This window comes from Halomicrococcus pelagicus (genome assembly GCF_051917725.1).
Lineage (GTDB): Archaea > Halobacteriota > Halobacteria > Halobacteriales > Haladaptataceae > Halomicrococcus.
This window is the reverse complement of record NZ_JBQBLX010000005.1, coordinates 207,302-231,918: the sequence shown is the minus strand read 5'-3', so window position 1 is coordinate 231,918 and position 24,617 is coordinate 207,302. Positions and strand designations below refer to the sequence as shown.

At 68.9% G+C, this 24,617-nt stretch carries 23 protein-coding genes; 11 read left to right on the top strand and 12 right to left on the bottom strand.

Going from position 1 to position 24,617, the window contains the following annotated elements:
* The first annotated feature begins 23 nt into the window (after nucleotides 1-23).
* The 4 genes from ACTF4R_RS15145 to ACTF4R_RS15130 all read left to right on the top strand — a co-directional run bounded on the left by ACTF4R_RS15145 (nucleotide 24) and on the right by ACTF4R_RS15130 (nucleotide 5,052).
* A complete protein-coding gene (locus ACTF4R_RS15145) occupies nucleotides 24-1,112 on the top strand; it encodes a BMP family lipoprotein (protein WP_440008727.1) in 1,089 nt (362 codons plus the stop codon).
* A gap of 145 nt (nucleotides 1,113-1,257) precedes the next feature.
* Nucleotides 1,258-2,841 carry an ABC transporter ATP-binding protein gene (locus ACTF4R_RS15140; protein ID WP_440008726.1) on the top strand — a complete coding sequence of 528 codons (1,584 nt, stop codon included), beginning with the start codon at nucleotides 1,258-1,260 and terminating at the stop codon, nucleotides 2,839-2,841.
* Nucleotides 2,838-4,010 (top strand): ABC transporter permease, encoded by a 1,173-nt coding sequence (locus tag ACTF4R_RS15135; protein ID WP_440008725.1) that lies wholly within the window; start codon nucleotides 2,838-2,840, stop codon nucleotides 4,008-4,010. Before ACTF4R_RS15140 ends, ACTF4R_RS15135 begins: the two co-directional genes overlap by 4 nt.
* Nucleotides 4,003-5,052: an ABC transporter permease gene (locus ACTF4R_RS15130; RefSeq protein ID WP_440008724.1), complete on the top strand. Its 1,050-nt coding sequence runs from the start codon at nucleotides 4,003-4,005 to the stop codon at nucleotides 5,050-5,052. Before ACTF4R_RS15135 ends, ACTF4R_RS15130 begins: the two co-directional genes overlap by 8 nt.
* Before the next feature lie 117 nt (nucleotides 5,053-5,169).
* On the opposite strand, the gene ACTF4R_RS15125 is transcribed toward ACTF4R_RS15130, so the two are convergent.
* Nucleotides 5,170-5,922: an ABC transporter permease gene (locus ACTF4R_RS15125; RefSeq protein WP_440008723.1), complete on the bottom strand. Its 753-nt coding sequence runs from the start codon at nucleotides 5,920-5,922 to the stop codon at nucleotides 5,170-5,172.
* On the bottom strand, nucleotides 5,919-6,857 hold the full coding sequence (locus ACTF4R_RS15120) for an ABC transporter ATP-binding protein (RefSeq protein ID WP_440008722.1): 939 nt from the start codon (nucleotides 6,855-6,857) through the stop codon (nucleotides 5,919-5,921). Before ACTF4R_RS15120 ends, ACTF4R_RS15125 begins: the two co-directional genes overlap by 4 nt.
* Before the next feature lie 235 nt (nucleotides 6,858-7,092).
* Between ACTF4R_RS15120 and ACTF4R_RS15115 the strand changes: the two genes are divergently transcribed.
* Entirely contained in the window at nucleotides 7,093-8,247 is a 1,155-nt protein-coding gene (locus ACTF4R_RS15115; RefSeq protein ID WP_440008721.1) for a phosphotransferase, read from the top strand.
* 24 nt (nucleotides 8,248-8,271) lie between these two features.
* Here ACTF4R_RS15115 and ACTF4R_RS15110 read toward each other — a convergent pair whose 3' ends face one another.
* The 4 genes from ACTF4R_RS15110 to ACTF4R_RS15095 all read right to left on the bottom strand — a co-directional run bounded on the left by ACTF4R_RS15110 (nucleotide 8,272) and on the right by ACTF4R_RS15095 (nucleotide 12,237).
* Nucleotides 8,272-8,934: a DUF7546 family protein gene (locus ACTF4R_RS15110; protein ID WP_440008720.1), complete on the bottom strand. Its 663-nt coding sequence runs from the start codon at nucleotides 8,932-8,934 to the stop codon at nucleotides 8,272-8,274.
* A 2-nt stretch (nucleotides 8,935-8,936) separates the two neighbouring features.
* A complete protein-coding gene (gene cyoE / locus ACTF4R_RS15105; RefSeq protein WP_440008719.1) occupies nucleotides 8,937-10,337 on the bottom strand; it encodes a heme o synthase in 1,401 nt (466 codons plus the stop codon).
* Nucleotides 10,338-10,427: 90 nt separating this feature from the next.
* On the bottom strand, nucleotides 10,428-11,189 hold the full coding sequence (coxB, locus tag ACTF4R_RS15100) for a cytochrome c oxidase subunit II (protein WP_440008718.1): 762 nt from the start codon (nucleotides 11,187-11,189) through the stop codon (nucleotides 10,428-10,430).
* Nucleotides 11,190-11,346: 157 nt separating this feature from the next.
* The gene (locus ACTF4R_RS15095) at nucleotides 11,347-12,237 is read right to left on the bottom strand and encodes a cytochrome c oxidase subunit 3 (protein WP_440008717.1); all 891 of its coding nucleotides are present in this window, start codon (nucleotides 12,235-12,237) and stop codon (nucleotides 11,347-11,349) included.
* Between the two features lie 176 nt (nucleotides 12,238-12,413).
* On the opposite strand from ACTF4R_RS15095, the gene ACTF4R_RS15090 reads away from it, so the two are divergent.
* Nucleotides 12,414-12,980, top strand: coding sequence for a J domain-containing protein (locus tag ACTF4R_RS15090; RefSeq protein ID WP_440008716.1), 567 nt, complete (start codon nucleotides 12,414-12,416; stop codon nucleotides 12,978-12,980).
* A gap of 1 nt (nucleotide 12,981) precedes the next feature.
* Here the strand turns inward: ACTF4R_RS15090 and ACTF4R_RS15085 are convergent, their stop codons facing one another.
* Nucleotides 12,982-13,764 carry a DUF7839 domain-containing protein gene (locus ACTF4R_RS15085; RefSeq protein WP_433628247.1) on the bottom strand — a complete coding sequence of 261 codons (783 nt, stop codon included), beginning with the start codon at nucleotides 13,762-13,764 and terminating at the stop codon, nucleotides 12,982-12,984.
* Between the two features lie 143 nt (nucleotides 13,765-13,907).
* On the opposite strand from ACTF4R_RS15085, the gene ACTF4R_RS15080 reads away from it, so the two are divergent.
* The 3 genes from ACTF4R_RS15080 (at nucleotide 13,908) to ACTF4R_RS15070 (ending at nucleotide 15,945) form a co-directional block, all read left to right on the top strand.
* Complete coding sequence (locus ACTF4R_RS15080) at nucleotides 13,908-14,114, top strand: hypothetical protein (protein WP_440008715.1); 207 nt, start codon at nucleotides 13,908-13,910, stop codon at nucleotides 14,112-14,114.
* A gap of 93 nt (nucleotides 14,115-14,207) precedes the next feature.
* The gene (locus ACTF4R_RS15075; protein ID WP_440008714.1) at nucleotides 14,208-15,335 is read left to right on the top strand and encodes a DUF3179 domain-containing protein; all 1,128 of its coding nucleotides are present in this window, start codon (nucleotides 14,208-14,210) and stop codon (nucleotides 15,333-15,335) included.
* Nucleotides 15,328-15,945, top strand: a complete 618-nt coding sequence (locus ACTF4R_RS15070) for a hypothetical protein (RefSeq protein ID WP_440008713.1) — start codon at nucleotides 15,328-15,330, stop codon at nucleotides 15,943-15,945. Before ACTF4R_RS15075 ends, ACTF4R_RS15070 begins: the two co-directional genes overlap by 8 nt.
* Nucleotides 15,946-15,997: 52 nt before the next feature.
* Here the strand turns inward: ACTF4R_RS15070 and ACTF4R_RS15065 are convergent, their stop codons facing one another.
* From ACTF4R_RS15065 to ACTF4R_RS15045, 5 genes are all read right to left on the bottom strand, one after another.
* Nucleotides 15,998-17,692, bottom strand: coding sequence for an outer membrane protein assembly factor BamB family protein (locus ACTF4R_RS15065; RefSeq protein WP_440008712.1), 1,695 nt, complete (start codon nucleotides 17,690-17,692; stop codon nucleotides 15,998-16,000).
* Nucleotides 17,693-17,911: 219 nt separating this feature from the next.
* Complete coding sequence (locus ACTF4R_RS15060; protein ID WP_433628261.1) at nucleotides 17,912-19,153, bottom strand: mandelate racemase/muconate lactonizing enzyme family protein; 1,242 nt, start codon at nucleotides 19,151-19,153, stop codon at nucleotides 17,912-17,914.
* 156 nt (nucleotides 19,154-19,309) lie between these two features.
* A complete protein-coding gene (locus ACTF4R_RS15055; RefSeq protein WP_433628264.1) occupies nucleotides 19,310-19,456 on the bottom strand; it encodes a DUF7550 family protein in 147 nt (48 codons plus the stop codon).
* A gap of 181 nt (nucleotides 19,457-19,637) precedes the next feature.
* Nucleotides 19,638-19,910, bottom strand: coding sequence for a hypothetical protein (locus tag ACTF4R_RS15050; RefSeq protein ID WP_440008711.1), 273 nt, complete (start codon nucleotides 19,908-19,910; stop codon nucleotides 19,638-19,640).
* A gap of 60 nt (nucleotides 19,911-19,970) precedes the next feature.
* Entirely contained in the window at nucleotides 19,971-22,211 is a 2,241-nt protein-coding gene (locus ACTF4R_RS15045; RefSeq protein WP_440008710.1) for a copper-translocating P-type ATPase, read from the bottom strand.
* Nucleotides 22,212-22,602: 391 nt separating this feature from the next.
* Here ACTF4R_RS15045 and ACTF4R_RS15040 point away from each other — a divergent pair, with 391 nt between their 5' ends.
* Both ACTF4R_RS15040 and lhgO read left to right on the top strand, forming a co-directional pair.
* Nucleotides 22,603-22,989: a DUF302 domain-containing protein gene (locus ACTF4R_RS15040; protein WP_440008709.1), complete on the top strand. Its 387-nt coding sequence runs from the start codon at nucleotides 22,603-22,605 to the stop codon at nucleotides 22,987-22,989.
* Between the two features lie 358 nt (nucleotides 22,990-23,347).
* Nucleotides 23,348-24,553, top strand: a complete 1,206-nt coding sequence (gene lhgO / locus ACTF4R_RS15035; protein ID WP_440008708.1) for an L-2-hydroxyglutarate oxidase — start codon at nucleotides 23,348-23,350, stop codon at nucleotides 24,551-24,553.
* Nucleotides 24,554-24,617 lie beyond the last annotated feature (64 nt).

Below are 24,617 nucleotides of genomic sequence, written 5' to 3'. Positions count from 1 at the left end.
CAATCGAACTGAATAACGAACAGATGACGGACGTTGACAAACAGAGGCGGCGACTGGTAAAAACGGGTGGCGCACTGGGCATCGGCGGTCTCGCGGGCTGTCTCAGCAGCCCCGGCGGGGGCGGCGGGAACGGCGGCGGCGGTAGCGACAAGACGAACGTCGGGATGGTGTACGCCCTCGGCGGCAAGGGCGACGACTCGTTCAACGAGATGGCGTTCAACGGCGTCAAGAAGGCCAAAGAGGAGATGAGCGTCGCCTACGACGAGGTCGAACCGGGCGGAGCGAGCGAGTTCCAGGCGCTCCAGCGAAAGTTCGCGTCGTCGAAGGACCCCAAGTACGACCTCGTCTGCTGCATCGGGTTCGTACAGACGGACGCGCTGAAGAAGACGTCGAAGAACTTCTCGAAGCAGAACTTCATGCTGGTCGACGGCGAGGTCAAGCGGGACAACGTCTCCAGCTACGTGTTCAAGGAACACGAGGGGTCGTTCCAGGTCGGTCACCTGGCCGGCCTGCTCACGACCACCGACTTCAGCAAGGGCGGCGGGTCGACGAACGGCGACAAGATGGTCGGCTTCGTCGGCGGGAAGAAGAACCCGCTCATCAAGAAGTTCGAGGCCGGTTTCAAGGCCGGCGCGAAGCACGCCGACGACGGCATCTCGGTCAAGTCGGCGTACGCCGGCTCCTGGAGCGACGTCCAGCGCGGCAAGGAGATAGCACTCTCGATGTACAACGAGGGCGCGGACATCGTCTACCACGCCGCCGGCGGGACCGGCAACGGCGTGTTCAAGGCGGCCAAGCAGGAGAGTCGCTACGCCATCGGCGTCGACTCCGACCAGTCCCAGAGCGCCAGTTCCTACGCGAACTGGATCGTCGCCAGCATGGTCAAACACGTGGACACGGCCGTGTACAACTCGGTCAAGCGGGTCGCCAACGACAACTTCGATGGCGGGACGACGCACGCCCTCGGCCTGGAGAAGGACGGCGTCGAGGCCGTCATCGGACAGAAGTACAGCGGCGAGATTCCGAAACAGATTAACTCGCAACTGAAGAAGTCGAAGCAGGCCATCATCGACGGCGACATCTCGGTCCCGACGGACCCGAAGAACGTCTGACAAGCGATTTCGACGCGGACTCGCGGTCGGCAGTGCGACCATCGTCGGCACGCGTCGCCCCTGCCACTGACTCGCCGACGCCGGGAGACGGCGGCCGAGTCGGGCGCGCTGCGCCGACCGGCGAGGACCGCGTCGTCCTGATCCAATGAACACTCCTACCGTACATCTAGACGGAATCACGAAGCGGTTCCCCGGAGTCGTCGCCAACGACGACGTCGACCTCGTCGTCGAACGCGGTACCGTCCACGCACTGCTCGGCGAGAACGGCGCGGGGAAGACCACCCTGATGAACGTCCTCTACGGGCTCTACCGGCCCACCGAGGGGACGGTCCGGGTGGACGGCGAACCGCGCACGTTCGAATCGCCCCGGGACGCCATCGACGCCGGCATCGGAATGATCCACCAGCACTTCATGCTCGTGGACACGATGACCGTCACGGAGAACATCGTCCTCGGCAACGAACCACGGAAGTGGGGCGGGCTGGCGGTCGACCACGACCGGGCCCGCGAACAGGTCGTCGAACTGAGCGAGCGCTACGGCTTCGACGTGTCTCCCGACGCCAAGGTCGAGGACGTCGGCGTCGGCGTTCAGCAGCGCGTCGAGATACTGAAGGCGCTGTACCGTGGCGCAGACGTACTGATTCTCGACGAACCGACGGCAGTGCTCACGCCCCAGGAGGTCGAGGACCTGTTCGCCGTCCTCGAGGAACTGACCGACCAGGGCAAGACGATAATCTTCATCACCCACAAGCTCGGCGAGGCGATGCACGCGGCCGACGAGATAACCGTCCTCCGGGACGGCGAGAACGTCGGCAGCGTGGCCGCCGCCGACGCGACCCGGGAGAACCTCGCCGAACTGATGGTCGGTCGCGAGGTCATCCTCGAAGCGGACAAAGAGGAGCGCACGCCCGGCGACGTCGTCCTCTCCGTCGAGGACCTCACCGTCACCGACGAGACGGGACACGAGCGCGTCTCGGACGTGAGCTTCGACGTTCGCGAGGGCGAAGTGTTCGGAATCGCGGGCGTGGACGGCAACGGCCAGACCGAACTGGTCGAGGCCATCACCGGGATGCAGTCACCGGACGGGGGGCACGTCGTCTTCGACGGGGAGGACGTAACCGCCCGCTCGCGCCGCGAGCACATCGAGCGCGGGATGGCGTACATCCCCGAGGACCGCCAGGACGAGGGGCTGGTCATGGAGTTCGACCTCGTCGAGAACAGCCTGCTCGGCAACCAGCACACCGAGCCGTACGCCGAAAACGACCGAATCGACTGGGAGACGACCCGCGACCACGTCGACGACCTCGTCGAGGAGTACGACGTACGTCCGCGGAACGTGGACGCCGAGGCGCACTCGCTGTCCGGCGGGAACCAGCAGAAGTTCGTCGTCGGCCGGGAGTTCCGCCGCGACCCCTCGCTGGTCGTCGCCTCCCATCCGACTCGCGGCGTGGACATCGGTAGCATCGAGTTCATCCACGACCGCCTGCTGGAACTCCGCCAGCAGGGCAAGGCCGTCCTCCTCGTCTCGTCGAAGCTCGACGAGGTCCGGACGCTCTCGGACCGCCTGGGCGTCCTCCACGGCGGGGAGGTCGCCGACGTGGTCGACCCCGAGTCGGTCACCGAGGAGCAACTGGGGATGCTGATGGCCGGCGAGGAACCCGCGTCGGTCCCCCGGATGGCCGCGCGCGCGGCCGACGGCGGTACGCCCGCCGGAGGTGAGCGCCGATGAGCGACGGGTTGCGGGCGAGGGCGACGGCCGGACTGGAACGCCTGGTCGGCGCGTCGGTCCTGGAGCGACTCGCACTGAGCGTGACGGCGCTGTTCGCGTCGCTACTGGTCGGCGCACTCCTGCTCCTGGCGTCCGGGTACGACCCGATGTTCGTGTACTACTACCTGTTCTACGGCGCGGTCGGCACGCCGTTCAACGTCGCGCTCACGCTCCAGCAGATGACGCTGCTGTTGCTCACCGGCCTTGCCGTCGCGGTGTCGTTCCGGGCCGGCCTCTTCAACATCGGAACGCAGGGCCAGCTCGTGCTCGGCGCGCTGGCGACCGCACTGACCGTGCTCGCCGTCGCGCCGCTGGTCCCGGGCGGCCTCGTCGGCGGTCTCGTCCTGATCCCGCTCGGCCTGCTCGTCGGTGCGGTCGTCGGCGGTGCGTACGGGGCGATTCCCGGCGCGCTGAAGGCGTACGCCGACGCCAACGAGGTCATCACCACCATCATGCTCAACTTCATCGCCACCGGGATAGCGTTCTACCTGGTCAACAACTACTTCCGGGTGAGTTCGACGGTCGCCACCGAGAACGTGCCCGGGTACGCGAAACTGCAGCCGATTCTGTTCCACCCGAGTTCGAGCTTCTCGCTGCTCGTGTTCGTGGCGACGCTCGCGCTCGCGCTCGGCGTCTACTACATGTTCAAGAACACGTCCTTCGGCTACGAACTGCGGACCAGCGGGCTCCAGCCGGCGGCGGCGTCCTACGCCGGCGTCGACGCCGAGCGGATGACGGTTGCGAGCATGACGCTCTCGGGTGCCATCGGCGGACTCGCCGGTGCCGTCTACGTGCTGATGGTCGAGGGGCGGTACATCGCCCCGCCGTCGCTCGGCTTCGACGGCATCACCGTCTCCATCCTCGCCGGCAACAACCCGCTCGGCGTCGTCCCGGCGGCGCTGCTTTTCGGCGTGCTGAAGAGCGGAGGGCTCACGGTCGGCTTCGAGACGGACGTCCCGCCGGAACTCATCGGCGTGCTCCGCGGTCTCATCATCCTGTTCGTCGCCATGCCGGAGTTCTTCCGCATGCTCGGCGGCTGGGCGGGCGTCGCGGACCGCGACCCCGTCGCCACCGACGGCGGCGAATCGGACGGCGCCGAGGCCGACTCGGGGGGTGGTGACGATGCGTAGGAAACACGTCCTGCTCGCCGCGTTCGCCGCGCTGGCCGTCGCCGGCGCGCTCGTCGTCGAGGTGTTCTTCCCGGCGAGTCCGACCGCGGCCGTCATCGGCGTCGTCGACGTCGGCTACCTCCAGGCGTCGCTCCGGGTCACCGTCCCGATAGCCTTCGCGGCGCTGGGCGGTATCTTCGCCGAGCGCAGCGGCGTCATCAACATCGGTCTGGAGGGGCTGCTCATCATCTCCGCGTTCACCGGCATCGCCGTCAGCGGCTGGTCGTCCTCGCTCGCCTCGCCGGCGACGGCCGCCTGGCTCGGCTTCCTGGCGGCGGTCGCCGCGAGCACGCTGCTCGCGCTCCTGTTCGCGGTCGTCACCATCGACCTGAAAGCCGACCAGGTCATCGCGGGGCTGGCGGTGTGGCTCATCGCGCTCGGGTTCGCGCCGTTCGCCACCCGGGTCCTCTGGGGGAGCACCACCAGCAGCACGGTGCCGACGCTGTCGAACTGGGTCGTCCCCGGACTCGCCGAGATTCCGGTGGTCGGTCCAGTGTTCTTCAACGCCAACCCGACGGTGTACATGCTCCTGGCGGCCGTCCCGCTCTCGTGGTACGTCCTCCGGAACACCCCGTTCGGCCGGTGGGTCCGCGCCAGCGGCGAGAACCCGCGGGCGCTCGACACCGCCGGCGTGGACGTGCGCAAGGTGCGCTACGCGAGCGTCCTGCTGTCGGGCGTCCTAGCCGGCATCGGCGGGGCCGGACTGTCGCTGTCGCTCGGCCAGTTCATCGGTAGCGGCGCGACGATGGTCGACGGACGCGGGTGGATCGGCATCACCGCGTACCTGTTCGGGAACTACAACCCGGTGGGCGCGTTCGGCGCGTCGCTGCTCTTTGCGGCGCTCTCGGCGCTGGAGATACGGCTCCAGACGCTCGGGTTCTCCATCTCCCAGACCCTGATTCGCCTCGTGCCGTACGTCATCGTCATCGTCGTCCTCGCGCTGGTCGGCCGCACCCGCACTCCGGACGCGGCCGGCGACCACTACGAGTCCGGCGAGGAGTAATCGAGGTAGCGACCGAGCGCCGACGTCACCGCTTCTGTCTTCGACGTTTGCCCGGTCGAACTCCTGTCGTCCCAGGTTCCTCCGACCGGTGGAGGACGGGCGACGGAGTACAGACGACTAGTCCGTGCGGGGGATGGCGTACGCGCCGGCGACGAAGAAGGCCACCGCGAGCACCGCGAGCACGAGCAGGTCCGCGCCCGCTCCCGCGCCGGCGTACGTCACGTCCCGGACGCCGCGCGCGAAGTAGGTCAGCGGCGAGAGGTTCATCGCGGGCCGGAACCACGCCGGCAGCATCGACGGCGGGACGAACGTCTCCGAGAGGAAGAGCAGCGGGAGCGCGACGCCGTTGCTCGCGGCGACGACGCCGTCCTGCGAGTCGGCGAGACTGCCGAGTAGCGCGCCGAAGCCGCAGAACAGCGCCACGGCCACCGCGACGAAGACGGCGACCGTCGGGAGCGCGGCGAGGGCGACGTCCGCGGGGGTGAGCACCGCGACCAGTCCGAGGATGATGAGTCCCGCGAGACCGATGATGACCACGTTGACGAGCGCGTGCGCCAGCAGCCACTCCGCGCGGCTCAGCGGCGTCGTCGCCAACTTCTCGAACCGGTTCGACTCGCGGTGACGGGCGACGGTGTGGCCGACGCGCGACAGCGGCGTGAACAACACGACGACGGCGAGATAACCCGGGACGTAGTAGCCCGCCGGCTTCGAGAAGAGGCCGCCGCCCCCGCCGCCCGTCCGGACGAGCACGCCGAAGATGAGGATGAGGATGACGGGGAAGAAGAACGTGAAGAAGACGGCCGTCCGGCGACGGACGAACGACCGCCACGCCGCGCCGCCCTCGGCGACGACGCGCCCGACGGTCGTCATCGGTCACCTCCCGCCGGAACCGGTCGACCGGCCGTCGGCGTCGCGTCCGCCCCCAGCGACTCGCCCGTCAGTCGCAGGTAGACGTCTTCGAGGTCCGGTTCGGTCCACGTCAGCGCCTCGTAGGTCACCCCGCGGTCGTTCAGCAGTCCGACCACGTCGCCGATCTCGGCGGGGCCGACGCCGTCGAAGACGAGGCCGGCGTCGGTCGCCTCGACGGCGAACCGGTCGTCGACCGCGGACGGGGCGGCGTCGGTCTCGACGACGAGGCGGCTCCGACCGCCGTGTTCGGCGACCAGCGCCTCGGGGGAGCCGACGGCCACGAGGTCGCCGTCGGCGAGCAGGCCCACGCGGTCGGCGAGGCGTTCGGCCTCCGCCATGGAGTGGGTGGTCAGGAAGACTGTCGTCCCGCTCTCGGCCAGTTCGTCGACGAGCGACCAGAGCGAGCGTCGCCCGGCCGGGTCGATGCCGGTCGTCGGTTCGTCGAGGAAGAGCACGTCGGGGTCGTTGACGAGCGTCGCGCCGACGCAGACCCGGCGCTGCTGGCCGCCGGAGAGCTTCTCGTACCACGTGCCGGCGGCGGCGGCGAGGCCGACCTCCCCCAGCACGGCGTCCACGTCGCGGGCGTCGTCGTACAGTCCGGCGTAGTAGGAGAGCAGTTCGCGCGCCGTCAGCCTGCCCGGCGGGTCGAACGACTGCGGGAGCAGGCCGACCCGCGAGCGGTCCGCCTCGGCGGGCGCGTCGCCGTGAATCCGGACGCGGCCGTCGTCGGGCGTCGTCGTCCCCGTGAGCGCCCGGACGAGCGTGGTCTTTCCCGCGCCGTTCGGCCCGATGAGCGAGAACACCTCGCCCGTGCCGACCGAGAGGGAGACGCCGTCGAGCGCCGTGACGTCGCCGTAGGACTTGCGGACCTCCTCGGCGACGAGTGCGTCTGCCATACCGGACGGTTGCCGTCGTCGGCAGGTAAGGGGTTCGATTCGGCGAGGGGCCGGTCGAGGACGCCCGGCGGTCGGACCGCCGACGCCTCCCTCGCCGGTCGGACGGACGGTGCGGCGCGACGGGTCTCCAGCGGGACTCCGCTCGTCGCTCCCCGTCGGCGGAGGGAACGGTTGGACATCTAACAGAACTCCGGTTCGCCGAACGCCTTTCACGGCGGCCGTCCACGACGAGCACGTGACCGACGAATCCCGCGCCGACGACGCCACGGACGACTCGCTGTCGGAGGACGACGCTCGACGCGCGGTCGAGACGGTACTCCCGGAGGCGACGGTTCGTGCCGTCGAACCGGCCGACCACGGCAAGAACGCGGTCCGGTTCGTCACCGTCGCGGAGCCGGGAGGGGAGACGCGAACGGTCGTGCTGAAGGTCGGCACGCGGTTCGGCGACGACGGCTTCCGCGCGGAGTCGCACCTGCTCTCGCTGGTCGCCGAGCGGACGGAGATTCCGGTCCCGGCCGTGCTCGGCAGCGACCCGGGCGAGACGGTCGGCGACCCCTTCTTCGTCACCGAGGGCGTCGACGGCCGCAACGTCGAGGCGTCGCCCACCCGCCTCGCTCCGGGCGCGTTCGAGCGCGTCTGCTTCGAGGCCGGTCGGAACCTCGGCGACCTCCACGGAGCGGTAGCGGTCGAGGAGTTCGGGGCGCTCCGGTCCGGCGACGGCGGACTGGCGGTCGCCCGCGCGTTCGAGGACTGGCCGTCGATGTTCGGCGAGTGGGCGGCGATGCAGGTCGAGCGGCTCGAAGACGGCCGGTTCGCGGACCTGGTTCCGGCGTTGACGTCGTACTTCGAGGACGCCGCCGACCGCCTCGCCGCGTCACCCCACTCCTTCGAACCGGTCGTCACGCACAACGACTACCGGCTCGGGAACCTCCTGCTGGACCCCGCAGTGACCGAGGGCGAGGAGCGGGACGACCGACTGGACGCGACGACGGACGCGAACGGGGACGGAGACGCGACGGTGGGTGAGAGTGGAGACGCGACGGTGAGCGAGGGCGGGGACGTGACTGCCGCCGTCCTCGACTGGGAGTCGCCGGTGGCGACCACCGCCCGGTACGAACTCGCGGTCACCGAGGCCCTCCTCGTCGACTGGCCCGAACTGGACGCCGACGAGCGGGCGAGATGTCGCGAACGGCTGTACGCCGGCTACGAGACGACGAACGCGCTCGCTCGCGACGAGGGGTTCGAGGAGCGACGCCGGACGTACCGCGTACTCGCCCGGGTGCGGTTGATGCGGAACCTCCGCGAGGAGATGGCCGGTCGGCCCGAGAGAGCGGTGGACGCACGCGCCGACGAGCACCGGTCCTTCCTGGACGACGTCGGCGTGACGTAGTCGGCGTCGGTCGTCCCGCTGGCGTCACCGCACCGTCGGCCGCCAGTACAGGAGGGCGACGGTGACGACGAACACGGCGGTCGAGATGTCGTAGGACCCGGACGCGACGGTCGCCGCCAGTCCCGACCCCGCGCCGGCGACGCCGGTCATCAGGGTGGCGACGACCGGCCACGCACAGCTCACGCAGGAGAACAGCCCGAGGACGCCCGAGAGGGCCGAACTCGCGGCGTCGAGCACGGTCGCGTAGACGAGATACGCCAGCCCGAGGTAGCCGACGACCTTGAACGGGAGCAGCGAGAGGCGGAGCCACTCGCCGTGGTACAGCAGCGCCGGCCCCCAGCCCGGAGGCAGCCACGCGACGCTCGCACCGCCGGCCGGTATCCCGGCCATGTCCATGCCGGGGCCGTACAGCCCGCCGAAGTACCCGAGGACGAGGAAGTAGGCGACGCCGACCGCCGCCGCGAGGTAGCGCTGGCGGTCGGTCTCGGCGACCGGCTTCGTCTTCAGGACGGCGTAGCCGGCGACGTTCATCCAGACGAACGGGTAGAGCAGGTAGCGTATCTCGCCCCCGGTGCGGTTCGACATGACCAGGTAGAGCGCGAGCAACAGGAACTCGGCGTTCAACACCGCTACTCCCACCGCAAGCGACGTGCCGTTCGGTCTGAAGCGAGCTATCTTCGTGCTCATGGTCACAGTGCGATGGCGTCGACGACGACGGCGATCAGGACCGCACCGAGATAGGCGTTGGAGGCGTGGAACGAGCGGAACGCCGCCGCCCGGTCCCGTTCGCGGTGGAGGCGGACGACCGTCCAGAGGAAGACCGCGCCGAACGCGACGCTCGTCGCCGCGTACAGCCAGCCGAGGTTCGTCACGGCGACGAGCACGCTAGACGCCAGCAGCGTCGCACCCAGGTACAGCAGGACGTGCTTCCGGGTTTCGGCCTCGCCCCGCACGACGGGCATCATCGGGAAGCCCCCGCGGGCGTAGTCGTCCTTGTACGCCAGCGCGAGGTTGTAGAAGTGGGCGGGCGTCCAGAGGAAGATGACGCCGGCGAGCACCAGCGCCGGCAGTCCCACGCCGTCCGTGACCGCGGCCCAACCGATGAGTGCGGGCAGCGACCCGGCGAACCCGCCGATGACCGTGTTCTGGACCGTGTTCGGCTTCAGCAGCAGCGTGTAGACCACGCTGTAGAAGACGATGGCGGTCAGTCCGAGCGCGGCGACGAGCAGGTTCACCGAGAGGAAGACCGCGAGCGAGAGCGCGGCCAGCAGCAGACCGAACGCCACCGCGTTCCGAATCGGAATCTGGTCGGTGGCGGCGGGGCGGTCGGCGGTCCGGTTCATCTTCTTGTCCTTGTCGCGTTCGAGGACGTGGTTGAACGTCCCGCTCGCCCCGATGGAGAGGACGCCGCCGGTCAGCGTGGCGACGACCGTCCCGACGCGCAGGTTCGGCCCCGCCGCCAGCGCCATACCGGCGGAGGCGACGAGACAGAGTAGCCACATCAGCCGCGGTTTCATCAGACGGAAGTAGGCGAAGCCGGTCCGTTTCGCGCGCTCGGCGAGGCCGTCGGGCGCGGAGCGGACGGGCGGCGAGTCGGTCGGCCCGTCCGGGCCGACGACGCCCATCTCGACCGGACCGTCCTTGGTCTCCGGTTCGAGCGTCCACGCGAGCGCGAGCACGACGCCGACGAAGATGGCCATCCCCGCAGCGAGGTGGACGCCGGCGAACCACGCGGGCGTCGTCGTCGTCGCCGCGAGCGCGCCGAGGACGACCTGCGCCGGGTAGAGGACCGCGGCGAACGCGAGCGCCTCGCGCACGCGACGCCGGACGTCGCGCCGCAGCGAGAGAACCGCGGTCCCGGTGAGCAACAGCCCCACCGCGAGCGCGACGACGCGGTGACCCCACGCGACCGCCAGTTGCGGGTCGTCCAAGGGGACGACCCACCTTCCGTTGCACGCCGGCCACGTCGGACACGCGGTCGCGGCGTTCGTCAGCGCCGTGGTCGCACCGACGACCACCAGCAGGTAGACGCCGACCGCTGTCGCCGCGAGCGCGCGCTCGAAACCGGTCGATGAACTGTCGAATGACACCGTTATCGGTACTTTCGACCCGCGGCACTTAGACCAACCGCTTCCGGGCGAGCGTCGGTCCGAAAAGGGAGTCGAGAGGAAGCGACCGCGTCAGGCAGACGCCGTCGAGTTGTTCGAACTACTGTTGCCGCCGGCGCTACCGCCGCCGTTCTCCTTCAGGAACTGCTGGTACTCCTGCTGTGAGACGACCTTGATCTCGCTCAGCATCGCGGAGTGGCCGGAGCCGCAGTACTCCGCACAGTAGACCTGGTAGGTCCCCTGCTCGTTTATCTTCGTCTTGATGGTGTTGTGCTGGTTCGGGAGGGCGTCCTGTTTCAGCCCGAGTTCGGGGACGTGGAACGCGTGTATCCAGTCGGTCGACGTGACTTTGAAGTATATGTTCGTGTTCGCCGGCACGACGACGTTCGTGGTGCGGTTCGTGATGTTCTGATCGGAGTAGGTGTACTTCCAGTTGTAGCGCTGGCCGATGACCTCGATTTCGACGGCGTCGTCGGACATGCTCTCCACGTCCTGCTGCGTCGTCGTGACGTACGGGTCTGCCATCACGCCGTACGACGCGTAGCCGACGAACAGCAGGACGATGGCCGTGGCCACGGTCCAGGTGATCTCGAGCCGCCGGTTCTCCTTCGTCGGGAGCGGATCCTCGTTGTTCCGGTACTTCCACACCGTGTAGATGAGGATACCCTCGACGAGCACCGTGATGGGGATCGCCGCGTACAGAAGCTGGGTGTTCAGCGTCCGAATCAGGTCCTCGGTCGCCGAGTCGTACCCCTGCGCGAGCGCGGGGTCGACGGCGAGCGCGAGCAGCGCTGCACCCAGTAGCGCGACGAACGCTGGCCGCTTGGAATCCATGCTACCTAGCCGTTAGGAAGTAGCCCATAAATATGTGCTGTCTTGTCCCGCGACCTCCGTCTCGGAAGCCGAAAACGGCGTCGAACGGACCGCTATCGGAGAGGTGGGCGAGCGCGAGGCTGGTCGACGGCGAGAGCGCGAGAAAGGTGACGGCGAATCAGGCGTGCAGTTCCGCGCCGGCGTACAGCACGACGACGAGGAATATCCAGACGGCGTCCACGAAGTGCCAGTACATCGAGACGGTCGTCACGGAGACGTGCCGATCGGCGGAGTACTGCCCGTACAGCGCACGGATGAAGACGATGCCGATGAGCACCGCGCCGAGACTGACGTGCAGACCGTGCAGGCCGGTCAGCCCGAAGAAGGCGCTGTTGTACACGCCGCCGGTGAACGTGAAGCCGTGGTGGACGATGAACTCGTAGTACTCTAGCACCTGCCCGCCGATGAATATCAGGCCGAGCAGGAGCGTCGCTGCGACCCCGGCGATGAAGCGCTGGTGGTTGTTCTTCCGGAGTTCGACGTGCGCCCAGTGGAGCGTCCCACTGCTGATGACCAGGATGGTGGTGTTGATGAGCACGAGCGACCCCAGCATCTCCGAGATACCGCCCATCGGCAGCAGTTCGGGCAGTTCGTCGCCCGCCGGGGGCCACGTGTTCGTCCGGATGAAGAAGTAGTAGACGAACCCCGCACCGAACGTCGCTATCTCGGACCCGAGGAACGTGACCATCCCCCACCGGAGCGCGTTCGCGCTACTCTCGTTAGGGTCGCGCGACCAGAAGTGTTTGACGAAGGCGTGGTACACCCAGCCGTACAGCCCGACGAGGAAGACGAGGGCGCTGGCGATGAACACCGACGGCCCGATCATCGGTCCGACGAGCGGCTGGTCGCCCTGGGCGAGCACGTACAGCGCGGCACCGACGTAGAATCCGGCTGCGCCGAACGCGGTGATGAACGGCCACCACGACGCCTCGCCGAAACCCCTCGGCCAATCTTCGACGGCCGGCAGGTGATGGCCGTGCTCCTCGTTCGAGTCGTCCGCTACTGTCATACCCGGACGTTACTGTCCGACCACTAAAAATGCACCCAAAAGCCTCCGGGGCCGCCCCCGGGACCCCGTCGGCGCACCGACCCTGTGGACGGCGTCCGTCGTGGGCGAACGGGCGCTCAGTGCCCGTTCGTCGTCCCGGCGGGAGTTTGATAATCGTGGGACACTTACGGCACATCATGGCCGACTGGCTGGTCCTCGGCCTCTTGCTGTCCGTCGCGACGGCGGTCGTCATCGCCGGCATCTTCCTCGTCGGCGCTCGCCTGTTTCCGACCCCGGAGGCGAGCAAGGCGTCCTACGTCCTCGGCGAGAGCAAGCGGCGCGTCGAGATTCGCCAGTACCTCCGGAGCATCGGCGAGGAGTTCGCAGAGGACCACTTCGTCGAGGGGCAACACGTCGCCTTCTACCTGCCCGAGCGCGACGTGGCGATAACCTTCGACGCGAGGGCGTTCTTCCGCATCGAGAAGTCGCCGACGTACGGCGTCCTCGTCGAACACGAGATGCCGGGCATCCACCTCGGCGACCGCCTCCCGTTCGAGACGCCGGAACTCGACGACGGCGAGGGAGTCGACACGACCCAGGCCGCGTTCGCCATCCTCGGACTGTCGACGGGCGCGACCCTCTCGGACGTGAAATCGGCGTACCGCGACCGGGTCAAGGACGTCCATCCGGACCACGGCGGGAGTCGGGAGGAGTTCCAGCGGGTCCGCGAGGCCTACACCACGGCGAAAAAGCACGCGAACTAGTTCAGCTCACGTCGGCGACCTCGTAGGCGACGCCGGCCTCGCGGAGCGCGTCGGTCACCCGACCGACGCTGTCGGCGGTGGCGACGACGACCGCGTCCAGTCCGCGCGTCGCGGCGTCGGCGGCCACCTCGCCGGTCGCGAACGTGGTGTCCGGTTCGACGTTCGCCGAGCGGAGCGCGACGACCGCCTCGACGCCCGTGGCGGCGAGCACCGCCGCGTCCCGGGCGGCGTCACCGAGGGCGTCCACGTCGACGGCGCGACTCCCGCCGGAGCGGACGGGCGGTACCTGGTAGACGGTCACCGAACCGGGGTCGAGGTCGATGATGCCCTCGAAGCCGGTGACGCCGACGTCCTCGCCTTCGTCCGCGTCGGTCGTGGCGACCCCGGTCGCGGGGCCGTCGCCCTCGGGCGAGGCGTGCAACAGTCCGTCCCGGACGGTGAGGATGACCTCCTCGCCCTCCTCGACGTCGGCGGTCGCTATCGCGGCGTCCTCGCCGACGCTTCCGAGGATGTCCTCGGTGATGCGGTCGGCGAACCGCCGGACGTCGGTCGCCTCCCGGAGCAGCCAGTCAACGCCCTCCTTGGTGACGCTGTAGCGCGAACGACCCTCCTTCTCGACGAGGCCGTCGTCGACGAGCCCCCGGATGTACTCGCTGACGGCCTGGCTCGTGACGCCGACGGCGTCCGCTATCTCGCCCTGGCTCACCGCCGGCTGGCGGTCGGCTATCTCGGCGAGGATGCGAAAGCGGGTCGCGGCGCGTTTGTCCTCCAGCACGTCGGCCATGTGGGGACCGTCGGCGGGCGGTGTAAAAATTCCAGCGGTGCGCGTCTTCGAGGCGCGACGTCCCGGCGGCCACGCGTCGGTGGTCCCCGGCGGACGGTGAGGGGGCCATCATTGCCAAGTGCGAGTGCGAACAAGTCCGCCCCATGGCCGAAGACGACCGCGATCGAGAACGGGAGATGCAGAGCGAGCGCGAACAGGAGGTCGAGAAGGAACTCGAACGGGTCGACGAGGAGATGGACTCCGCGGAACTCGAACAGTCCGACGCCGAGGGGCTGCCCGACGACGAGGAGTCGACCGAGCGCGCCGACGAGCGCCACGTCGACGTCGACGAGGACACCGACAGCGCGTAAGCGACGGTCTGATTCTCTCGCGGTGCCGTCCGGTCGTGCACCTCGCGTGCACGCCCGTGGAACCGTTATCCACGCTGGAGACCTAGCGGAGGTATGCAGCGCTGTTCACGACGCGCGTTTCTGGCGGCGTCGGCCGTCGGGGGGACGGCGGCGACGGCCGGCTGTCTCGGCGGTAGCGTCCGCGGGGGGCAGGACGGCGACGGCACGACGACGACCGAGACGACCACCGGGTCGCCCTCGGAGTCCGCGACCGCGTCCGACGGGGAACCGCCGCTCGCCGACGCCGCGCTGACGGTCCAGTACCCGTTCGAACGACTCCGGTCCGGGGTCGTCTCCGGTGGCCCGCCGAAGGACGGTATCCCGTCCATCGACGAACCGACCTTTACGGACGCGAGCGCAGCGAACGACCACCTCGACGACGGCGACGTCGTGTTCGGGGTCGTCCGCGGGAGCGACGCGAAAGCGTACCCGCAGAACGTGCTCGTCTGGCACGAGATATGCAACGACACGCTGGACGGCACGCCGGTCAGCGTCACCTACTGCCCGCTGACGGGGACGGCGATGGGGTTCGACCGCGGCGCGACGACGTTCGGCGTCTCCGGCGACCTGCTCAACGACAACCTCGTGATGTACGACCGGGCGACCGACAGTCGGTGGCCCCAGATGCTCGCCACCGCCATAGAGGGGCGGTTTGCCGAACGCTCGCTCCGCGAGTTCCGCCTCGTCTGGACGACGTGGGCGCGCTGGCGCGACACCCACCCCGACACCCGGGTGCTCTCGGAGGAGACCGGGTACGTCCGCGACTACGACGACGACCCCTACGGCTCGTACAATCCGAGAGACGGCTACTACGCCGGCGGCGACCCGCTGTTCCCGCCGCTCCGAACTGACGACCGCCTGGACGGCAAGGCGGTCGTCGTCGGGACGCGGTCGTCCGAGGGGGCCGCCGCGTTCCCGAAGGACGCGCTCCGGACGGAGAAGCTCCTCGACGGCGAACTCGCGGGCACGCCGCTGCTCGCGGCCTACGACCCCGACCTCGACACCGCGTACGTCTATCGCAACCCGGACGAGCGGTCGTTCGCGTTCCGCGACGGCGATGTCGTCGGTCCGGACGGAACTCCCAGCGCGCCCGCCGACCTGCCGCTGGAGCGCCAGTACGCCTACGACGCGATGTGGTTCGCGTGGGCGGGTATCTACCCGGAGACGTCCGTCCATGAGTGAGACGGACGGCGAGCCGACCGCCGAGGGCGCACGCCTGGGGTCGGTCGGGAGGACGGTCTCGCGGACGGCGTTCGCGGTCCGGGCCGTGCTCGCCCGGACCGACGCCCGCCTCATGCTCCTCGGGGTGACCCTGGGCTACCTGCTGGCCTACCTCTACGCCCTCGGCCACCTGACGCCGGGCGGAGACGGAGTCGAACTGCTCGTCGTGAGCGACCCCCTCTCCCGGATGGTCGAGCCGACCGGGACGCTCACCTGGGAACCGGTCGCCCGGCTCGGACTCCCGTTCGCCACGCTGCTCGTCTCGCCGCTGGACCTCCTTGTCGGCCTGGGTCTCGCGGTGCTGGTGGGGGCGAACCTCGCCGTCACCTACCTCGCCTGGCGACAGCCGAAAGCGTGCGGGTTAGCGCGCTCCTCGTCCGGTGCGCTCGCCGCCGTTCCCGCCCTGTTGTCGGGTGCTGCGTGCTGCGGTCCCGTCGTGCTCGTCGTACTCGGCGTCCAGGCCTCCGGCGTCCTGCTGACGGCTTTCTCCGCCCTGGTCCCGCTCGCCGCGGTCCTCCTCGTCGCCAGCCTGCTGTGGGTCGGCCGGCAGGTCGACCCCGGCGCAGTGTAGCGGTGGTCCGACTTCGAGCACGTCGCCCGGTTCGACCGTCAGCGCGGGCGATTCAGTCCTCCTCGTCGAGGCGCGACCGGATGTAGGCACCGACGCCGGCCAGACCGCCGAGCGCGGACAGCACGCCGAACCCCGTCTGGCCGTCGGTGGCGGTCGTTCCGGTTCCGGAACTCGTCGAACCGGCCGTGGTCGTCGTCTGCAGTCCGTCGGTCGTCGTGGACTGCGCCGCCCCGGTCTTCGCGTTCGTGGTCGTCGCGGTCGGTTTCGACGCGGACGACGTCGAATCGGTCGCGGTCGCCGTCTCGGAGGTGGTCGCCGGCGGTTCCGTCGTGGTCCGGGAGCCGGTTGTCGTCCGGGAGCCGGTTGTCGTCCGGGGACCGGTCGTGGTTCGGGAGCCAGTCGTGGTCCCGGAAGTGGTCGTGGTTCCCTCGGAGGTGGTGGTCGATGGCTCGGACGTGGTCGTGGTCGTCTCGCCGTCCCCTCCGCCGCCGGAGCCGAGGACGTGGAAGTCGGCGTGCTCGGTGTACTCGTAATCTATCGCCGACCCCTCCGGATACGTCGCCGCGAAGACGTTCCCACCGACGACGACGGGGGTCGCGGCGGCGGGGCCGTAGTCCTCGAACTCCCAGCTTCCGAAGACGTGCCGCCACGCGCGCTCGCCGGAGGTCGCGTCGAGCGCGACCACGGCCGCGTCGCCGGATTCGGACTCGGGGTCCGTCCGCCCGCCGACGTAGACCGTCCCGCTCGCCATCGTCGGGCTGCTGGTGAGCTGTACGTCGGCCTCGTACGTCCACGCCTCCTCGCCCGTCGCGGCGTCGAGCGCGTGTACCGTGTCGTCGAACAGGCAGACGACCCGACCGTTTGCGACCGCGAGCCGGTCGAACCGCCAGTAGCTCCCGGAACCGGGCGAGTAGGACCACCGGAGCGACCCGTCGGCCGCCGACCGCGCCTGGACCTCGGTCGGCACGTCCTGTCCGGACAGGGTACCGTACGTGGTGCCGCCGCCGACCGTCTGCACCACGTCGTCGCTCCACTGGTTACCGACGTCGCCGGAGACGTTCCAGCGGCTGTTCCCGTCGGCGGCGTCCAGCGCGACCCCCGTACCGTAGTACACGGTGCCGTCGGCGTAGCAGGTGCCGCCGCCGACGCCTTCGGTCCGCCAGCGAACCTCGCCCGTCCCGGCGTCGAGCGCGCAGGCGTCGCTACCCGCTTCGCCGTACAGTCGGCCGTCGGCGAACACCACATCCTCCAGTCCGAACGAGGCCGGCCGATGCCACCTCGTTTCGCCCGTGCCGGCGTCCAGCGCGAAGAATCCGGACCCGTCGGAGTCCTCGGTCCCGTGGGTGGCGACGTAGACGGTCCCGTCGCCGACCGTGAGGGTCCCCGGACGGGAGATACCCCCCTTCCGCCATCGCTCCTCGCCGGTCGCCGGGTCGTAAGCGGCGACGTACCCCTCGCTGGCCGAGGGGGTGTGCGCCGTCGTGATTCCGAGGTAGAGCGTGCCGTCGGCGACCGCCGGTTCGGCCACGCTGCCGCCAGGGTCCGTCGACCACTCGGTCCCGACGTCGGGCCCCGGACCGGCCGCGTCCGTCGCCCCGGTCCGGCCCGCGTTCCCGCGGTGCGTCGTCCAGCCGCTCGCCGAAGGACTTCCCGCGTCGTTCGTCGTCCGGGAAGCGACGGGAACGACCGCGGCCGTGGTGCCGGCGACCGCCGCCGTCAGGAAATCTCGTCGACGGAGCCGAGTCATACTAAGATTCGGTTGCCGGCGTGAAATAAGAATTTTGTAGGAGAAATAAACATCGCTAGGGCTGGACATGTACGAAATCGGTGCTTTCCTCGGTCGAACGGAGGGGCGACGGATTCGGTGTGGCCCCGAGTCGAACGGGACGGGCGGGAGGTCCGCCGGCTCGACGCCGGCTACGGCCCGTCGAACGGCGGAAGACTCGGACCCCCGCGCTCGGCGAACTTACGCCTCGTCGAACAGCGTCTCGCCGGCGACCATCTTCTCCTCGACGACGTCCATGTCGAGCGTGATGCCGAGGCCGGGCTTCTCGGGGATCTCGATGTACCCCTCCTGGATGACGTCCTCTTCGACGAGGTCCTCCCACCAGCCGAGCTGGTAGGAGTGGAACTCGACGGCGAGGGAGTTCGGGATGGCGGTGCCGACGTGGGCGCTCGCCATCGTCGCCACGGGCGAGGAGACGTTGTGCATCGCGACGGGCGTGTAGTAGGTGTCGGCCATGTCCGCTATCTTCCGGGTCTCGCGCATGCCGCCGACCTTCGGCAGGTCGGGCGCGATGACGTCGACGGCCTGCTCCTCGATGAGGCGGCGGTGGCCGTGCTTGCGATAGACGTTCTCGCCGGCCGCGATGGGCGTCGTGGTGCTCTGGGTGACCTCGCGCTGCACGTCGTGGTTCTCCGGCGGGACGGGGTCTTCGAGCCACCAGACGTCGTACTCTTCGAGCGCGTGCGCCAGGCGCTTGGCGCTCCCGCCGGAGAACGTCCAGTGACAGTCGAAGGAGACGTCCGCGCGGTCGCCGACGCGCTCCGTGACGGCCTCGACGATGTCGACCTTGTGCTGGATTTCGGGGTTGCGGAGGTGGCGGTTCGCGCGGTCCTTCTCGTGGCCCGAGGGCACGTCGAGGTCGAACTTCAGGGCGTCGTACCCCAGTTCCTCGACGACGCGCTCGGCCTCGTCGGCGTTCGACTCGGGATTCGCCTCGTCGCCGGCGTGGCAGTCGCAGTACACGCGAACCTCGTCGCGGTACTTGCCGCCGAGAAGCTGGTAGGCCGGTACGTCCATGACCTTCCCCGCGAGGTCGTGGAGCGCTATCTCGATGCCGGAGATAGCGGTAACGGTGACGCCCTCGATGGAGCCCTCGCCGGACATCTTCTGGACGAGGTGCTCGAACAGGCGGTCGATGTCCAGCGGGTTCTCGCCGACGAGGAACGGCCGCATGCGCTGGATGAGCTCCGGAACGCCCGCGCCCCAGTAGGCCTCGCCGGTGCCGACGACACCAGCGTCGGTGTATATCCGGACGAGCGTCCACGGGAAGTTGCCGTCTATCATCGTCGTCTGGACGTCCGTTATCTCCAGGTCGCGTGGGCCGCCGCCGCGGTCGCCGGTGAGGCCCATCGTCTCGCTGGACAGATTGCGCATCGTGTACTCCGCGTTGGGATCGTGCAACTCCGCGTAGTTACGCACCATGCTCCGGGGTACTCTGCCCGTAGTAAAAGTTTGGCCGGTATCGAACGACGGGATTCGGTCGCACGCGCTCGCCCCCGTGCTTCGGGTACGAGTCGCGAAGACGCGTCTCTCGGGGACTGCGAGGCCGGTCCGGGGTTCTCGGAACCCCCAGAGACGTCAGAACAGTGCGAGGGGGACGCCGAACGTGACGACGAGCCCGACGACGAAGACGACGAGGCCAATGCCCACGTCGCGCATCGAGTACTCCTGCTGCGGTGCCGTCACGCGGTCCCTCTCTCCCGGTTGGTGTTCGTGTCCGCTCATGGCTGGTGGTCGTACTGCCCGGTACTTCGGTGTGTCGGTCCCGCAGCATCCACGAACCGCCGACGAGGAGGGTGGAGCGTAGAGCGACCGGTCGACCGGCGCGAACGCTCCACCGGGCGACCGTCCCGGCCGTAGCGCGCGTCGGCTCCGACCTCGCGGCTGTCGTGCGACGGCCTTCCGACTACCGTTCGAGGAGTTCCCGGCCGTCGGACTGCAGGGACTCCTCCAGCCCGCCGTTCTCGACTATCGTGCGAAGCAGGTCGGAACACTCCGCCTGCGCCATCCCGTTCAGCGCCCGTCGCCGGAAGGGGCCGTCCAGCCCGTCCATCTGGACGAGGATGGCGAGTTTCTCGCACTCGCCGGCGTCGACGAGCGCGTCGATGGCGTCTTCGCGTTCGTCGCGACTCGGCGTCTTGTCGACCGCGGTCTGGAAGTCCTGTTTCGGAGCGCTCATCGTCCGACGTAGGGCGTCGTCACGGATAAGCGTTCGACGTCGGAGCGAGCCCGAAGCCGATCAGTCGCTCGGACTGGGCTCGGCGCTCGACGGGAGGCCGGGTAACGTCGGGAGTTCCAGGTCTATCCGCCGCAGGAACTGGGCGTTGATGGCGACGATGACCGTGCTCAGCGACATCAACAGCGCGCCGACCGCTGGCGAGAGGAGGATTCCGACCGGCGCGAGCACGCCCGCGGCCAGCGGGATGGCGAAGACGTTGTACCCGGCGGCCCAGACGAGATTCTCCTGCATCTTCCGGTAGCTCGCCCGGCTCAGCTTGACGAGCCGCACCACGTCGAGCGGGTTGTTCTGCACGAGGATGATGTCCGCTGACTGCACGGCGACGTCCGTCCCGCTCCCGATGGCGATACCGATGTCCGCGCGCGTGAGCGCGGGGGCGTCGTTGACGCCGTCACCGACCATCGCCACGAGCTTTCCCTGGTTCTGTAGCTCGGTGACCTTCTCGTCTTTGTCCTCCGGGAGCACCTCGGCGAAGACGGTGTCGATGCCGAGTTCCTCCGCGACCGCGCGGGCGACGTCCTCGGAGTCGCCGGTCAGCATCGCTACCTCGACGTCCAACTCGTGGAGCGCGTCGACGACCCGATAGCTCTCGTCTCGTATCACGTCGGCGAGCGCGAAGGCGGCCACCGGTTCGTCGTCCCGGACGAGATAGACGACGGTCCGGGCGTTCTCTCCTGCTCGCTCCGCGAAGTCCGCGAGCACCGACGGGGTGTCGCCGTCGAGTTGCGAGAGGAGGTTCGGTCCGCCGACGTAGGTCGTCTCCCCGTCGACGGTCGCGCGCACGCCGCGACCCTTGAGCGCCTCGAAGTCGGCGGCGTCCCGCGCCGCTACGCCGCGCTCGTCGGCCGCCTCACGGATGGCCTCGGCGATCATGTGCTCGGAGTCGCCCTCGACGGCGGCGGCCAGCGCGAACGCGTCGTCCTCGTTGAGGCCGTCGACGGTCGCCACGTCCACGACGCCTTGCTCGCCCTCCGTCAGCGTCCCCGTCTTGTCGAATATCACCGTGTCGATTTCTCGGGCCTGCTCCATGCCGATGCGGTCCCGGACGAGCATCCCGTTCTGGGCCGCAAGCGACGTGTTGATGGCGACGACCAGCGGGATGGCGAGTCCGAGCGCGTGCGGGCACGCGATGACCAGCACGGTGACCGCGCGCTCGATGACGGCGGCGCCGGACGAGGTGGCGACCGCCCACGCGACGGCGGTGACGGCGGCCGACGCGACCGCCACGTAGAACAGCCAGCCCGCGGCGCGGTCCGCCAGCACCTGCGTCTGGGATTTGCTCTGCTGGGCCTCTTCGACGAGTCGCATAATGCCGGCGAGGGCCGTCTCGTCGCCGGTGGCGGTGATGCGGACCCGAAGGCTGCCGTCGCCGTTGACGGTGCCGCCGATGACCTCGTCGCCCGGCTCCTTCGAGACCGGCCGGGACTCCCCCGTTATCATCGCCTCGTTCACGTCCGAGTCGCCCTCCTCGACCACGCCGTCGGCGGGCACGTTGGCACCGGGACGAACGAGGACGAGGTCGTCCTCTTCGAGGTCGTTCACCGGTACCTCCTCCGTGTCTCCCCCGTCCGTGATGCGCTCGGCGGTGTCGGGAAGTAACTCGGCGAGTTCGTCGAGGGCACTGGACGCCCGGCGGACGCTCCGCATCTCGATCCAGTGACCGAGGAGCATGACGTCGACGAGCGTCACGAGCTCCCAGAAGAACGCCGATGTCGTCGGGAAGACCACGCTGGCCAGGCTGTAGACGAAGGCGACGGTGATGGCCATCGAGATGAGCGTCATCATCCCCGGCGAGCGGTTCCGGACCTCGGGCACGGCCATCCGAAGGAACGGGACGCCACCGTACGCGAAGACGAGAACCGCGAAGACGGGATTTATCCACTCGCTCCCGGGGAACGCCGGGACCGAGAATCCGAGCCAGTCCTGCAGCGTCTCGCTGTAGAGGAGCACCGGAATCGAGAGGAGCGTCGAGACGAAGAATCGGCGGCGGAACATCTCCTCGTGTCCCTCGTGCATTCCTCCGTGGTCGCCGTGGTCGCGGTCGTCTCCCCCGTGGTTTCCGTGCCGTTCGACGCGTGCCTCGGCTTCGTCGGCGTCGGCCTCGTCTTCGAGGAGCGACTGTTCGGTTCGCGGTTCGGCCTCCGCGTCCGCGCTGTCCGTCGCTCCGTCGTCGCGCGTCGCGTCTGACCGACCGCGGTCGTCGGTTCCGTCGTCGTCGGTCGAGTGGCGATGGTCGTCCATGGCGTCCTCCTCCTGGACGGGGTACGGTATCGAGGGTGATGGGTGTTCCGCGACTCGCGTCGAGCACCCGTCCGTATCGCCGCGACGGCAGCGACGACGCGCTCCCGGGGCGAGGAGACGCGGGCGACACCGACGTTCGACTCGCCGAATCGTTCCCCGGTCCGCCGGACATCGCGTTCGAGCGCCACGGTCGGTGCTCACCCGTCTCCGCCGGAGTGGTATTGCTGATTTCCCACAATTCTACGCCGGCGATGGGCGGAAGAGCGTCGGAGAACGCTGCCGAGGGGACGACGTCGAGCGTCCCCGACCGCCGAGGGACAGCGACGTCGTCCGTCGTACTCGCGTCGCTCCGACACGATAGTACTAAGCGGCTGGACCGTGATTGTGAAATATGGACTATACGATGCAGACAGACGTCGACGGTGACTTCGACGCGGTCGTCGAGAAGACGACGAACGCCCTCGAAGACGAGGGGTTCGGCGTCCTCTGTGACATCGACGTCCAGGCGACGTTCGCGGAGAAACTCGACGAGGAGTTCCGGCAGTACCGCATCCTCGGCGCCTGTAATCCGGGGCTCGCGTACCAGGGTCTCGAAGACGAGATCGAACTGGGCGCGCTCCTGCCGTGTAACGTCATCGTCTACGAGACCGACGAGGGCGAGGTCGCCGTGAGCGCCGTCGACCCGAAACAGCTCGTCGGCATCACCGACAACGCCGACCTCGACCCCATCGCCGAGGACGTGTCCGAACGGTTCGAGCGCGTCCTCGACGCGCTGTAAGCGACCGGTCGCCTCCCGTCGGCGTCGGCCGTCACGCGAACGGGAACCAACGTTCACGCGCTTCCGGCGAGTTCCCCCCGTCCTTCACCCGTCCTCGTTACGGCCTTCGATGGCGACGAAATCGCCGCCGACGTTCGACTTCTGTGGTGCCTCCCAGTCTGCCAGGAAAAACGAGTCGTCGAACGCCGCTACCGGGACGGCGGAGACGCCGCCGTCAGCTCTGGATTTCGATCGTCATTAGTCGAAGCTAGTCGGCGAGCGCGAATGTGAGTTTCGCCGGTCGTCGTGCTCCGGTCTCTAGCCGCGGCGGTACTCGACGAACAGCAGCCTCTTTGTGGACCCGTTTTTACCCTTCGGCATGGTTCGCCACGACGTCGCCGTCGTCGGCGGCGGATGCGTCGGGTGTTCGGTCGCGGCCCACCTGGTCGAACGGTCCGCCCTCGACGTGTGCGTCCTGGAGAAAGAGCACCACCTGGCGGTCCACCAGAGCGGTCGCAACTCGGGCGTCCTCCATCCGGGGTTCAACTACCCGCCGGGGTCGCTCAAGGCGCGGTTCGCCACGGAGGGGACGATGCGGATGAAGGCGTTCGCCGCGGACCACGACGTACCGCTGGACGAGACGGGCGTCGTCGTCGTCGCGCGGAACGACGCCGAGGTAGCGCGTCTCGACGACCTGAAGGCGCAGGCAGACGCGAACGGTGTCGAGACGGAGGTGATTGGCGCCGCGGAGCTCTCCGAACGCGAGCCGCACGCCGACGGACGAGCGGCGCTCTACTGCCCGGAGGCCGCGTCCATCGACTCCCAGAAGTACGTCTACGCGCTCGCATCCGACGCGGAGGACATGGGCGTCGACTTCTACATGGGATACGAGGTGGAGGGGCTCCATCGCAGCGGAGACGGCTATCTCGTCGAGACGAACAAGGGTCGAATCGAAGCCGATTACGTCGTGAACGCCGCCGGTCTCCACGCGGACACGATCGCCCACGACGTCGGCGTCGGCGAGGAGTACCAGGTCGTCCCCTTCCGCGGCGAGTACTACGAACTCACGCCCGAGCGCCGCCATCTCTGCGAGTCGATGATTTACCCGACGCCGGACCCCGGTCTTCCGTTCCTGGGCGTCCACTACACGCGCAGAACGGACGACAAGGTGATCGTCGGACCGAACGCGGTGCTCGCGTTCGGGCGCGAGGCCTACCGGAACACCGACTTCGACCTCTCGGAACTGGCCGAGACGCTGCGGTACGGCGGGCTCTGGAAACTGCTCGGCAGTCCGAAGATGGTCCGCGTAGCGTTGGCGGAGCTCCACAAGTCGTACCGGAAGAGGGCCTTCGTCGAAGCAGCCCGGCGACTCGTCCCCGAGGCCCGCGGAGCGGACTTCCGCCGGAGCTACGCCGGCATCCGTGCACAGGTGGTGCGCGACGACGGTCGGCTCGTGAAGGAGCCGGTGTTCGAACGGGGTCCCGACTCGCTGCACGTGCTCAACGCCGTTTCGCCCGGACTCACGTCCTCGCTTCCGTTCGGGGAGTATCTCGCCGACGAGGTGCTCGACGCTCTCGCGGAGTGACGCTACCGGAGTATCGGTCCGTGCCCGACCGAACGGTTCGGCCGCTTCGTCGCTCGCCCACCAG

Coding starts and splice junctions, on each gene's coding strand:
- ACTF4R_RS15145 (WP_440008727.1), top strand. CDS start 24: ATGACGGACGTTGACAAACAGAGGCGGCGACTGGTAAAAACGGGTGGC.
- ACTF4R_RS15140 (WP_440008726.1), top strand. CDS start 1,258: ATGAACACTCCTACCGTACATCTAGACGGAATCACGAAGCGGTTCCCC.
- ACTF4R_RS15135 (WP_440008725.1), top strand. CDS start 2,838: ATGAGCGACGGGTTGCGGGCGAGGGCGACGGCCGGACTGGAACGCCTG.
- ACTF4R_RS15130 (WP_440008724.1), top strand. CDS start 4,003: ATGCGTAGGAAACACGTCCTGCTCGCCGCGTTCGCCGCGCTGGCCGTC.
- ACTF4R_RS15125 (WP_440008723.1), bottom strand. CDS start 5,922: ATGACGACCGTCGGGCGCGTCGTCGCCGAGGGCGGCGCGGCGTGGCGG.
- ACTF4R_RS15120 (WP_440008722.1), bottom strand. CDS start 6,857: ATGGCAGACGCACTCGTCGCCGAGGAGGTCCGCAAGTCCTACGGCGAC.
- ACTF4R_RS15110 (WP_440008720.1), bottom strand. CDS start 8,934: ATGAGCACGAAGATAGCTCGCTTCAGACCGAACGGCACGTCGCTTGCG.
- coxB (WP_440008718.1), bottom strand. CDS start 11,189: ATGGATTCCAAGCGGCCAGCGTTCGTCGCGCTACTGGGTGCAGCGCTG.
- ACTF4R_RS15095 (WP_440008717.1), bottom strand. CDS start 12,237: ATGACAGTAGCGGACGACTCGAACGAGGAGCACGGCCATCACCTGCCG.
- ACTF4R_RS15090 (WP_440008716.1), top strand. CDS start 12,414: ATGGCCGACTGGCTGGTCCTCGGCCTCTTGCTGTCCGTCGCGACGGCG.
- ACTF4R_RS15085 (WP_433628247.1), bottom strand. CDS start 13,764: ATGGCCGACGTGCTGGAGGACAAACGCGCCGCGACCCGCTTTCGCATC.
- ACTF4R_RS15080 (WP_440008715.1), top strand. CDS start 13,908: ATGGCCGAAGACGACCGCGATCGAGAACGGGAGATGCAGAGCGAGCGC.
- ACTF4R_RS15075 (WP_440008714.1), top strand. CDS start 14,208: ATGCAGCGCTGTTCACGACGCGCGTTTCTGGCGGCGTCGGCCGTCGGG.
- ACTF4R_RS15070 (WP_440008713.1), top strand. CDS start 15,328: ATGAGTGAGACGGACGGCGAGCCGACCGCCGAGGGCGCACGCCTGGGG.
- ACTF4R_RS15065 (WP_440008712.1), bottom strand. CDS start 17,692: ATGACTCGGCTCCGTCGACGAGATTTCCTGACGGCGGCGGTCGCCGGC.
- ACTF4R_RS15060 (WP_433628261.1), bottom strand. CDS start 19,153: ATGGTGCGTAACTACGCGGAGTTGCACGATCCCAACGCGGAGTACACG.
- ACTF4R_RS15055 (WP_433628264.1), bottom strand. CDS start 19,456: ATGAGCGGACACGAACACCAACCGGGAGAGAGGGACCGCGTGACGGCA.
- ACTF4R_RS15050 (WP_440008711.1), bottom strand. CDS start 19,910: ATGAGCGCTCCGAAACAGGACTTCCAGACCGCGGTCGACAAGACGCCG.
- ACTF4R_RS15045 (WP_440008710.1), bottom strand. CDS start 22,211: ATGGACGACCATCGCCACTCGACCGACGACGACGGAACCGACGACCGC.
- ACTF4R_RS15040 (WP_440008709.1), top strand. CDS start 22,603: ATGGACTATACGATGCAGACAGACGTCGACGGTGACTTCGACGCGGTC.
- lhgO (WP_440008708.1), top strand. CDS start 23,348: ATGGTTCGCCACGACGTCGCCGTCGTCGGCGGCGGATGCGTCGGGTGT.